Annotated in this window: 5 protein-coding genes and 1 pseudogene; 2 read left to right on the top strand and 4 right to left on the bottom strand. The window is 69.3% G+C overall.

Features of this window, described 5'->3' with window-relative positions; genetic code table 11:
* Positions 1–145 precede the first annotated feature (145 nt).
* Positions 146–352, bottom strand: coding sequence for a cold-shock protein (locus IO39_RS31160; RefSeq protein ID WP_020545593.1), 207 nt, complete (start codon positions 350–352; stop codon positions 146–148).
* Between the two features lie 504 nt (positions 353–856).
* Complete coding sequence (locus tag IO39_RS31155; RefSeq protein ID WP_063765374.1) at positions 857–2,428, bottom strand: transposase domain-containing protein; 1,572 nt, start codon at positions 2,426–2,428, stop codon at positions 857–859.
* Between the two features lie 324 nt (positions 2,429–2,752).
* Between IO39_RS31155 and IO39_RS31150 the strand changes: the two genes are divergently transcribed.
* Positions 2,753–2,965 carry a group II intron maturase-specific domain-containing protein gene (locus tag IO39_RS31150; protein WP_439331491.1) on the top strand — a complete coding sequence of 71 codons (213 nt, stop codon included), beginning with the start codon at positions 2,753–2,755 and terminating at the stop codon, positions 2,963–2,965.
* Between the two features lie 19 nt (positions 2,966–2,984).
* A complete protein-coding gene (locus tag IO39_RS31145) occupies positions 2,985–3,962 on the top strand; it encodes an ISKra4 family transposase (protein ID WP_157549113.1) in 978 nt (325 codons plus the stop codon).
* A gap of 64 nt (positions 3,963–4,026) precedes the next feature.
* Here the strand turns inward: IO39_RS31145 and IO39_RS31140 are convergent.
* Positions 4,027–4,379: pseudogene (locus tag IO39_RS31140) on the bottom strand (DUF7677 family protein).
* A gap of 300 nt (positions 4,380–4,679) precedes the next feature.
* A complete protein-coding gene (locus IO39_RS31135) occupies positions 4,680–12,086 on the bottom strand; it encodes a SpvB/TcaC N-terminal domain-containing protein (RefSeq protein WP_052423585.1) in 7,407 nt (2,468 codons plus the stop codon).
* Between the last annotated feature and the right edge of the window lie 166 nt (positions 12,087–12,252).

Here is a 12,252-nt window from a genome sequence, read left to right as displayed (position 1 = left end):
CATCGGTGGTGCATCCGGTGCGCGGCGGAAGAACAGCCACGCTGTGCTTCTCGGGTCGTGAGGCCATCACGGCACGATGGATGCACAAAAAGCGTGCCGGGGCCGCGCCCTGCGGCGCGGGCCCCGGCTACGTGGTGCGTCAGTGTCAGGCGGGAACGATGTTCTCGGCCTGCGGACCCTTCTGGCCCTGCGTGACGTCGAAGGCCACCTTCTGGCCCTCGCGCAGCTCACGGTAGCCGCCGTTGGCGACGATGTTGGAGTAGTGCGCGAAGACGTCGGCGCCGCCGCCGTCCTGCTCGATGAAGCCGAAGCCCTTTTCCGCGTTGAACCACTTCACGGTGCCAGAAGCCATGTTGATCTCCTTTGATGGGTGCAAAGCCGAAATCCGCATCCAACGGATCCCGCGTCGCCGCGATAGGACCACACCCGGAGATGACCGGAAAACAAAATGCACCTGAGGCCACATACCGTCAGGTGCACACAAGTCTTTATGGGTACCACAACTGCAACTGGGTCCAGTTTAGCACACGTGTGGCTGTGCTGCGCATGCCCCCGCCAACGTCGGCATCATCCGTGCTGAGACTCGAGCGTTGCCTGCGGCTGGTGACGAGGAACGCCACTTGGTCGAGACTGACGTGGCTGCCGGTGGCTCGGGTACCGGAGAAGTTGGCGCCTGATCCTCAGCCGGTAATCACGGCGGGGTCGGTGGCATGGCCCGGTCGAGGCCGGGCATGGGGTGGGCGGTCTGGCCGCCCCGGGTCACGGTTGGCGGGAGGTCCGGAGGCCCAATCATGGCTCTGATGCTGGCTAGGGGTCGAGTGGGCCGGTTGAGGGGCCCTGCCCCAAGGCCGGGTAGTTAGGGTTTCTGGCCTGCTGGCAAGGGGCCGGGGGAAGCTGTAGTCGCGGTGTAGATGCCGTGACCGATCTTGCGGATGAGGCCGCGTTCGGCCCAGCGAGACAGCTGCCGGTACATCGTGTTCAGGGTGATGTCGCCGAGGTGGAGGGCGATGTCGCGGGGGTGCCAGAGCCGGTTGGGGTGTTCGTGGATCAGTGTCAGGACGCGGTGGTGGCGGCGCTTGTCAGGGGTAGTGTGCCGGTCGTCGCGAGAGGTGGTGGGGAGTGTGGGCGGGGGGTCGAGGAGGGCGATATCGAGGCTGGTGACGGCGCGGCTGCGATCGGGTCTGCCGTCGGGGAGGCGTTCCTTGTAGCGGGACATGGGTGACTTGACCTTGCGGGTGCTCACGCGTGGGCGGCGCGGTGGGAGCAGGGCGGTCAAGGTGGCGTGGCCGATGGCGCCAACCAGGTCCGTACCGTCGGTGATCACACCGGTGGCCTGGAGGACTTGGTCGCGGGCGGTCTGGAAGGCGATGGTGAAGGAGCAGCGGTCGGGGTCGGTGCCGGGGCGTGACTCGGCCGCGTCCACCATCACCGTGCGCAGCAGTTGGTAGAGCGTGAGCAGGGCCCGCATCTCCTGTTCCAGGCCGGGGCGGTCGCCGGAGCGCAGGACGCGGCCGTTCATGATCGTGTGACGGAGGGCGTAGTAGGCCGATTCGTGTTCCCACCGCTGGTGGTAGAGGCCGACCAGGGCCGCGGCCGGGTGGCGGCCGGCGTCGGCCAGGCTGGTGGCCAGCCGGTAGGAACCGGCAAAGACGGTTCCGTCCGCGCAGGTCACGGTGATGCGCGCCTCGATGATGCGCATCTGGACAGCGCCGATCATCGACAGGTAGGAGCCGTCGCCCAGCCGGCGCAGGATGGGAGTGCGCCGGTTACCGCGCAGCCGGCCCAGGACCTGCGCGCCGGTGGCCCTCACCTCGGCCAGGAAGTCGTTGCTGTCGAAGCCCTTGTCCCACAACACCAGCATGTCCGGGGTCAGTAGATGTAGCAGTCGCCGGGCATAGCTCGTCTCGCCCTCGCTGGTCGGGCCGAAGACCGCGCCGATCACGGCGCGGGTGCCGGTCTCCACCAGCGTCATCAGCTCCAGCAGGGGGTATCCGCCGTGGCCGGCCGAGCCGAGCCACGCCTGGTTACGGGCGGTGTCGGGGTCCTTCAGCGAGCTGCAGCCATCGAAGGAGACCGGGCGATAGGGGCCGAACCTCGCACCTGGTGTCCGGCGCCCGGCCAACGGCCCGGACACGACCTGGAACAATCGGCGCATCGACACGCTGCCGACCCGTCGGCGCAGATCACGCAGAGCTTTGGTGGTCGGCGTCACCACCACCAGCCCGGCCAGGCCTGTCGTCAGTTTCTGCCAGACCAGCCGGTAGCCGATCTCCGGGAACAGGCACATCGCCAGCAGGAAGTAGACGCCGACCCGCGAGGGCAGGTCCCGCAGGCGGCGCTGCACGCTTCGGGTCTCGTCCAACACCGCGTCGACCAGCTCAAACGGCACCAGTGCGGTCAGCTCCCCGAGGTGCCCGGGCGCGAACACGCCCTCGGCTACCGTGACGCGACGGGTGATGGCAGACTGTGCGGACAGCGGAGTCTCCTCACGAAGAGCGATCTTGGTCGAAAGCCCTTCTACAGGAGCTCCGCTCCTTCGTTCACCCCTCGTCCACTCCGTGAGACGCCCTTGCGCCGCAGCGCCAGACCCTAACTACCCGGCCTTGGGTGAGCCCCCCTCCCGGGCTAGCGGCAGCCAACTCCTTCTTGCACTTCTCCTCAGCCGCTGGCGCCTTTACCCAGCGCCTCACTGAACCGGCCCGGGTTCCTTGGAGGCCTCCATCAAACTCGGCGCGGTTCACAACCCCATCGTGTGGGATGGATGCGCTATTACGGAGCGTTCTACCGCACCGCGCTGCATCCCCTCCTGGCGCGCATCAACAACTATCTGATGCGCTGGTCCCGCAGCAAGTACAAGCGACTGAAAGTCTGGAAGACCGCGATCCAGGCATGGGAACGAGCCGTGAAACTGCGGCCGGAATTCTTCGCGCACTGGATCTGGGTCGACCATCCGAGGCCCAGATGATCAGAGCAGCACGAGCCGGATGACGGGAGACTGTCACGTCCGGAATCTGTGGGAGCCCGGGGGTGCGATTCCCCCCGGGCCACCCGGCCGTCCCGAAGCGCTCCGCCCCGCCACAGCCAAGGCGGCTGCCCGCCGGACCCGCACGTTCCGGACCCGGCTGGCGGCCGGGGAGAAACTCTGTCGCAAACGGATGGCCACTCTAGGGGTGGTCTACGACGCCGAGCCCGCGCCTCGCCGTCCGCATGATGTGATCGCCGTGCCCGGCGGCCGAAGCGGCCATCGTTCGGCGCGGGCAGGACCGCGCGCGAGCGGCCAGTGGTTGTGCGGCTCAGTGATCGATGACCCTGACGAGGTGATCGCCAAGGTCTTCGACCACGCCGAAGCCCGCGACCCACTCCACGCTCGCCCCTGGGTGGTGCTGGTCGACGGTGCCCGCCACCAACTCGACCTGATTCGCGCTGAGGCTGCCCGCCGCCACCTCGCCATCCATATCGTGATCGATTTCGTGCATGTGCTGGAGAAACTCTGGGCCGCGGCCTGGAGTCTGCACCGGCCCGCCGACCCCGCCGCCGAAGACTGGGTCGCCGTCCACGCCCTGGCGCTGTTGGCAGGAGGCGCCCATCAGGTCATCAGTGTCCTCACCGGCCAGGCCGCCACCTTGGGCGCCGAACGCCAAGTCGACCTCGACACCTGCATCCGCTACCTGGCCGACCACGCCACGTTCCTGCGCTATGACCAGGCCTTACGGGCCGGATGGCCGATCGCCACCGGCGTTATCGAAGGCGCCTGCCGCCATCTGATCGGCGACCGGCTCGACATCACCGGCGCTCGCTGGGGTCTGGCCGGAGCCGAGTCCATCTTGAAGCTTCGCGCCCTGATCGCCAACGCCGCCTTTCCCGCCTACTGGCGATTCCATCTTGATCAAGAGCACCACCGCGTTCACCACGCCCGCCACCAAGACGAGTGCCACCAAGACGAGTGCCACCTCGCCGCCTGATCCCCCGTCTGGACAGGAGCGACATCGACAGGAGCTTGGATTGGGTAGCGGCCGAGTGCCCGCGTTAAGGACCGATCAACCGCGTCTCCCACTCTTCGAGCGGGGGATCTATCACGTAGGTGGGATCGCAGTATCGGCGGATCCATTGAGCTGCCGATACTGGGCATGTCCGTCGTTCACCTGGCCGTTTTCATCGATCTCCAGGACGTTGGTGTAGATGGTGAAGACCATCTCCAGGGTGGAGCCGAAATCCATCAAGGCCGGTCGGTAGTCGATGTCTTCGAGCAACTCCATGTCCAGAGTGCCGTTGGCAAGGTAGAAAGCGAAGAAACGCAGGCTGGAGCGGATTTCTTCAGAAAGCTTGGCTACATTCCATTGTCGGGTCAGGGTGGGCGGGCCGGTCCCGAGGTCGACCACGGCCTGGCGAGGCGTGGCGTCGCCGGAATCATCGGAGTGACCGGAACGACTCGAGCCTCGGCCGCAGGACGTCCTTGAGGATCCGCTTGATCAGCCCGGTCCCTCAAGAGGAGCCGCACCCGACCACGATCGGCGACCTGTTCGGCCTCGTCGCGGCTCGGGTGGACGACCTGCCCGCCTGACCACCCCGCCGATGGTCGGAGCCCGCCACGCCGGACCCCTGCAACATTCCGGCGTGGACCGGGCTCACCGGCCGCTTCGCCGGCGCGGAGCGGGACGGCGAGGACGGCGGGGACGGCCTCAACGTGTGTAGAGACCCGCTTTGCGGCGCATCTTGTTCGACTCGGCGATGGCCCTGCCCTCGGCCCGGTTTTCCCTGGCCAGTTCCGACCGCAGCCGCACGCGCTGCCCCGCGGGAGTCTGGGACAGGGGCGAACGGTGCCCGACGTCGTACTTGCCTGGGCCGTTGTACTTTGTGCCGATCCGCTGTGCCTCCTTGCGCATCTTCTTGGTGACGCCCCGGTAGCTGCCGGGTTTTGGATTGACCTTGGGGGCGTAGGCCTTTCCGCTGCGCGTTCCGACCCTGTCGATGGGAATGATCTTGTACAGCGGGACGTCGGGCTTCACGGACGACGCCGCGGAGGCTCCGCTCCCGGCCGACTCGGCGGCGCCCTTCGCGACCTGCGCGGGCTCGGTGATTTTCCCGGCGACCTGCCCGGCTTTGACGGCTCCCTTCACGGCCTGCCCCGACTCGACGGCCTTCTCGGCGGTCTTTCCCGCCTTCATCCCGCCCACCCCACCGGCGCCGACGAACATGAAGGCCGGTGCGCGCACGGCCTGCCGCACGTAGGGGGTGACGACCTCCACGACCTTCCCGACCCCGGCCGTGGCCGCCTCGATGACCAGGTCCTTGCCGAGCTCCTTGCCCATTTCGGCCGCGCCCTCGTAGTGCTCGTCGATGTCGAACTGCGGGGCGCCGACCCAGCTCGCGGGCCCGTTCCACAGGCCCTTGCCGAACTGGGCGACGTCTCCGGCCTCGATGTGGCCCATGCCTTTCGCCCGTCGCAACGCCTCGGGATCCGAGACCGCGGGCTCGAACTCCTTCGCGGCCGGGGCGGGCGGTGGTGCGGGCGGGGCCGGGGGCGGCGACGGGATTTTGCTCGAGGTGACGGTGGACCGCCCGGACAGGCTGGCCGACGGGATGCCCGACGTGCCGGTGTCACCCTCGTCGGGATCGATCCAGGACAGCGAGGTGGGCTGTCCGCTGGGTGTGAGAATCGGGGTCCCTTCCGTACCGTTCGGATCGACGATCGCGATGGGGTTGCCGTGGGCGTAGCGGTACACGTTGACGCCGTCGAGGAGGCCGGCCGGGTCGCAGCTCGTCCAGCGGGCGAGCCACGGCGCGTAGTACCGGACTCCGTGATGGGCCAGCCCCGTCTCCTCGTCGCGTTCCCTGCCGAGGAAGCGGTAGCGCTTCGGGGCTTCCGTCTGATCGGCGACCGCCTGGTACGACGTGCTGCCGTACGGTGTGAACTCCTCGTAGGAGACGATCCGGGCCTGGTCGTCGAGTTCGAGGCAGGCCGAACCGCGATGATCGCCGAACTGGTAGCGGATCAGCTGGGCCGGCCCCCGGTCCTCGCCCGCCGTGCGCGTCTCGATCGTGGCCAGGCGGACGGCGCCGATCATCACGTGCAACGTCTCGCGTACGAGCGTCTTGTTCCCCTGGGTCTTCCGGTAGGTCTCGAAGTCGCCGAGATAGACCCGCTCCTCCACCACGCCGGACGGCTTCCGCCAGGTTTTGCGCACGCGTTGCCCGTCGGCGTCGTGGCTGTACGACACGGATCCGGCATCCCCCAGATCGGCCCCCTGCAGCTGGTCGAAATGATCCCAGAACAGGTTGGGCTCGGCATTCCGGCCGTTCAAATGCGGCAGCCGCGTCAGGTTGCCGTGCGCGTCGTAGGTGTATCGTTCGGCGACGTCCTGGCCGATGGTCGTGCCGGTCAGCCGGTTGTCGCCGGGGTCGGCGTACTCGAAGCGGCGGGTCCAGCCGGTTCTGCCGATGTGCCGCATCACACGGATGTTTCCGGCGCCGTCGTATTCGTACGTCTCCTGGTATCTGCCCATCGCGCGGCCGTCTCCGGGATGGGGCAGGCGCACCCGTTGAGCGTCGTCGGCCGAGTGCGGGATCGGCGCCCGGTTCTGGCCCAGGTGCTCGCGGCCGGTCGCCTCGATCAGCCGGTAGATCGCGTCGTAGGTGTACTCCGCTTCCGGCGCGACCACCTGGTTGGCGAAGAAGATCTGCTGCTGGGCGTCGTCGCGGAGCCGGACCACGTTGCCGACCGGGTCGTAGGTGTAGCCGAGATCCTGCAGACGGTCCGCGCCCCGGGTGGTGAGCATCCGGATGAGCCGGAAGGTACGCCGATCGTAGGTGTACGACGTCGTCACGCCGTTGCCGTGGTCGATCCGCGTGCGGCGGCCGTGCGCGTCGTAGTCGACGGCGGTGACGAACGGCGTCCGCGCTCCGGCTCCCCGGATGCCGACGTCCACCCGTTCGACCTGCCCGCCGGCGTCGTAGGAGTAGCCGATGACGCTGGCCGCCATCTCGGGCGTGTGCGGTGATGTCACGGTGGTCGGCCGTTCGAGCGCGTCGTAGCTGGTCGACGCCGTATAGCGGGCGGGCTCCAGGAATGGCGCGAGCGTGGCCTCCAGCTCCGCCAGGTCGAGCACGCCGGCGGCGCCGACGTCGGGGACGCGCGCCCCGCTCGCGAGGCGGCGCGCGGTCCGCAGCGGGTTGCCCTTGAAGTCGATCGCCTCCGTCTCGACCGCGCCGGACTGGTCGAGCTGCAGGTAGACGACACCGCGCAGATTACGCGCCGACGCCTCAGGATGCTGCTCGCCGTAGACCAGGCGTTCGATCAGCTCGGCGTCGGCGAAGGTGCGCAGCGGGCGGCGGAGAGCGTCGTACTCGGTGCGGAAGCCGTGACCGCGCTGGTCCCACGTGCGCAGAGCGTGTCCGAGGACGTCCTCGATCATCCAGCGGCTCCCGGAGTCCGCGCCGCGGTGGAATATCCGGTTCCCCATCAGGTCGTACTCGTAGCGCATCACCACCCGCCCGAGCCCGTCCGGCTCGACCAGGTCCTGGACGGCCCGCTGGTTGCCCTCGATGTCGAGGACGGTCCTGGTGGTCAGCGGGCCCCGCCCGTCATCGGCGACGTTCAGGAAGGGCCGTCCGAGGACATCGACGTGGACCGCGGTGGTGGTGCCCGCGTGGGCGGCGGCCTTCGCCGCGGCGGCCTGCTCCGCGGGGCCCAGGTCGCCGTTCACACGCTCGGCGTGCCAGGTCCGCCACTCCGGCAGCCCGGCGAAGAACCCGGCGACATACCCGGAAATATCGGGATCAGTCCGAGGATCGGAGAGCACGGTGTCGTTCTGATCCCACAGCATGTGCCGCCAGGCGTCGAAGACCGATTTCTCGTACGTGTGGTCGGGGTGCACAGTGGCGACGACCCGCCCGAGCGGGTCGTAGAACAGGACCGGGCTGACGCCGATCTCCACTCCGAACTCGAACCGGTGCGTCGCGCTGAAGAACGGCTCGTACGTGCGGACGGGCAGCCCCTTGTTGTTGTGGACGGTCCAGCCGCTGACCACCCAGCGCGCGTCGAGCGCCGGCCCGCCGTCCGTCACCGGCCCCGGCGCCGCCCGCTCCTTGCGCTGGACGACCTGGCCGAGCCCGTCGGTGTAGGTGAAGCCGAACTGGATCCTGGTCGGCGTTCCCGCGGGCAGGTCGGCGTCGTGCGTCTCCCTGGCAAGGGTGCAGACGACGGCGGGCTGCGGGTCGGGCCGGTCGGCGGTCCGGTGGTAGGCGAACAGATCGTAGACCAGCCGGGTGCTCGCCCGGCCGAGCATGGCGTGGGGGTCGGCGAGAGGGGAGTCCAGCAGCGCGGCGATCTGCTCGCCGGTCGGATCCGGTTCGAGGCCGGCGAGTGAGTCTCCGGCGTTCTCCTCGGGCTTGCCGCGCACGGCGGTCGCGGCCACGAAGCCGAGCGCGTCGTAGGCGGCCTCGGTGCGGTTTCCGTTGGGGTCGGCGACCTGGCTGGGCCGAAGGACGCGGTAGTCGTTCCGTTCGGCCGTGACCCGGTTGCCCATCGCGTCGCGTGTCTCGACGACCAGCAGGTCGTGGTCGTCGTAGCGGACGAACTCCGTGCTGTCGAAGGGATCCCTGGTCCGGCACGGCAGGAAGAAGTGTTCCCGCGCGTACGCGAGTTCCGCCGCGGCCGTGTCGCCCTCGCCGGGCGACAGGAAGACCCGCCCGGAGGGAACCCACCACAGGCCGTCCGGGTCGGTCTCGGGGAACCGGCCATCGGCCGTGAGGTCCCGGCCACGCGCATACCCGCCGCGGTCGCTTCCCGGGCCGTGCAGCACGGCGTCCGGGTCCGGCAGCAGCGCGACGCCGTCACGCTGGTAGACGTGGCCAAGCAGGCCGGCCGTGAACGCCAGGGTGTAGGTCTCCCCCGGCAGCGCCCGCGGTTGGAGCCCGCCGAGCGGCAGGAGCACCGAGAGGTCGTCGGCGCGATAGAGCACGCGCGTCCATTCGATCAGGCGGCGCCGCCTGCTGCCGTTCGCCGTCTCCTCGTACCCGATCTCCTTGTCGAAGATCGGCTGAAGGCGCGCGTCGACGAAATCGCCCGGCAGGTAGGTCGGCGCCTCCTGGGGATATCCCGTCAGCTCGAAGACGCGGGTCTCGGCCGGCAACGGGGTGCGGTGCTCGTCGGGGAGATCGATCGGCTCGGTGCGAAGGTTCTCGGTGTAGGTGATCAGCGGGGTGGTCTGCCGGTCGCGGTCGGCGGCGTGTGGCAGCGGCGACGGGCGGCGCCGCCCGTAGGCGATCGTCACCTCTTTGAGCGGGTCGCCGAAGGGATCGGTCTCCAGGACGATCGAGTGCCGCACGCGCGGGTCGCCGGGGTCGCGCTCGTGCAGGCGCTCGAAGCTCTGGGCCAGATGGGTGGAGAACACGGCGTGCCGGCCGGCGCCCCGGCGCTGCTCCAGCCGGACGGTGTAACCGTGCTCGGTGACGCTGTAGGGATGCTCCTGCCTGGAGCCGCCGTCCCGGGCGTAGACCTCCTGGCGCAGCATCGACCCCTTGAGCGCGCGGTGGGCTTCGCGCTCCTCGCCGGGGTCCAGGCCCGCCGGCAGGACGGGAAGAACCGGCGAGTCAGGGGGAAGGCCGCCGGGTCCGCCGGTGTGGAACCAGGTGCGGGTGAGCACGGGCGGCACGTGCGCGGCGGGCTGCTCGTTGCCGGCGCCGGTGAGCGCGCCGATCTCCTCGGTGTCCCACTGGTCCACCGTGCCGAAGCCGCGGAACTCGCGCTCCTCGCCGTCGAAATGGCCGTTGTGGTAGGCGTAGCGGGTGACGAACCGGTTGCGGCCGACCCGGTCCCTGGTCTCCACTCGCTCCACGACGTGCACCGGGAACGGCAGCCGGGTCTGCCACGGGCGGCCGTCCCGTTCGTCGCGCAGGGCGAATTTCGTGGAGGGGGCGTAGTCCACCACGGTCTCCACACCGAGGTTGTTGCTCATGCCGATCAGCAGGTGCGGCTTGTGCTCGCCGGTCAACCTCACGTAGCGCATCTGACGGCCGGTGTCGCCCGGCAGCGGCGAGGACCAGAGCAGGCACGAGGTTCCGTCGCCGAGCAGATCGGTGACCTGGACCGACACGGCGGCGTCGATGGGCGGGAAGACGTCGAGCCGCTGGGGCGGGCTCCACCCGTTGCCCGACTGGTTGTAGTAGAGCCGGACTCCGTCGCCGTGCAGGTAGATCAGGTCCGCGGTGCCCGTTCCGTCGATGTCGGCGAGCCGTACCCGGCGCTGGTCGAAGTGCTCCGGATGGTCGAGCAGCGGCGCCGCGTCCATGGTCACCTTGGCGCCGAACCGGCCGTAGCCGAGGTTGGGCCAGTAGCAGATCTCTCCGTTCCTGACCCTGGCGAGATCGGCGAGACCGTCACCGCTGAGGTCGGCCAGGTAGATCGACTGTGTGCCGTCGGCGAACACCAGGTGCGGGCCGCGCTCCTCGTCCGACGGCCGTGGCGTCCGCAGCGCGGGGCCGAAGCCCTCCTCGGCCAGGGACGGATGCCAGACGAACCCGTCGTCCTCGATCATCAGCAGGTCCGTGTGGCCGTCACCGTCCAGGTCGACCGGTTTCACCTGGTCGCCGGACAGTCCCCGATTGGGAAGGGAGGCGAACGGCTTGAAGGGGTGCCATCCGCGGGCGTCGTCGTGTTCGAACAGGCCCTGCACGGGGCCGTCCAGCATGACCAGGTCGGGCCGGCCGTCACCGGCCAGGTCCATGAACCGGGCCCGGCCGCCGTCCAGGCCGGGATGGGGCATGGTGGCCACCGGCTCCGCCGGCGCGAACTCGACGGACCCGCCCGCGGCGGGGCTGAGGTTGCGGGTGTAGAACCAGGCGTTCGCCTGTTCGGTGAAGAGGCCGGGCACGCCCTCCCCGTGCAGGTCGACCCACTGGTACGTGGCGGGGTCCGCGCCGATCGGCAGGTTGCGCAGCGCGCTCGGGTCGATGTCCTGGACGTCACGGGGACCTACCGGCAGAGAGTAGGCGAACTCCAGGGGCGGGAGGCTGCGCCGGAGGTAGCGGTCCCCCACCCGCCGGTAGCCGGTCTGCGTGACCGAACGCAGGAAGCTGTACCGCGACCCGGTCTCCTCGGAGGCGGAGTAGGCCAGGTCGGTGGAGCGGACCAGGCCGTCATACCCGTGCTCTCCACCGGGCACATGATGAAATATCAGGACTCGTTGGCATCGGCGAGTGGTGCGCACCTCGAAACCGGCACGATAGGACGAGAACGGGTCGTCCCGGAACCTCCACTCACCCGCGGGCCGCGGCGTGGGATCGTCCGCATCGTGCTCGCCGTAGTCGAAGACGGCTTCGAACATCCATTGCGGGTCCGCCGTCAGCTCCGCGGGCAGCTCGGACAGGAAGCGCGGCCGGCGCCCGTCGGCGGCCAGCAGGGGGCGCCGGTTTCCGTACTCGACGCGTTTGAGATACCGGTTGGCGCCACGACGGGGATCATCGGGCTCCCCCCTGTTCCGTTCCGACGCGCGGGCGCGGTCGACGCCCAGGCCGTTCTCGCTCGCGTACCGGTAACGAACGGCGTTGCCCCGGTCGTCGCGGGTCTCGCAGATCAGCCAGGAGAAGACCCGGGCAGGATCGTCCGGGTCGGCGATTCTCGACTCGGGGTCCTTGCCGTACAGCGTGAGGAGGTTGTCCCGGCTGATCGCCCGCCAGTGCGTGTCCCCGTCCCGCAACCGGGTCCAGCGCTCGATCCGGGCGTACAGGCCGTCGATTCTGGGCCGGTAGCGGCGTACGGCGAAAAGCGGATCGACGCTCATGTCGTCCGCCCCCGCGACCGGCACCAGATCCTCCGATCCGGACAGCAGGAAGACGTCCGCGTCGGTGTAGGTCGGCAGGCCCCGCTCGGTCTTGCGGGTGATGGAGGGGAGGGACAGGCTCCAGCCGAATCCGAAGACGCCGTTACCGGTGCCCGAGTCGTAGGCCAGGGACAGCTCGGGGTCCAGCCCGGACCGGCTGGGACTGGTGGCGATGGGCACCGTCACCGTCCCGGTGCCGGTCACGGGGTTGGCCGCGAACGTCTCGCCGATGCCGCGGATGGCCCCGCCCCCCTTGGGCAGGCTCACCGCCGGCGTCTCGGGGGCGCGGGGACGCGGGGTCTCCGCCTGGCGAGCGGCGGCCGGCTGTGACGCGGCTGAAGGTGACACGGGCGAATGTGACACGGCGCACCTCGGATTCTCTCTCCGCCATGTGTACCCACACTCCGCCACATTGTGTAGCTTGCTGATAACT

Source organism: Nonomuraea candida, from assembly GCF_000725485.1.
Classification (GTDB): Bacteria; Actinomycetota; Actinomycetes; order Streptosporangiales; family Streptosporangiaceae; genus Nonomuraea; species Nonomuraea candida.
This window is presented reverse-complemented; position numbering and strand designations above follow the sequence as displayed.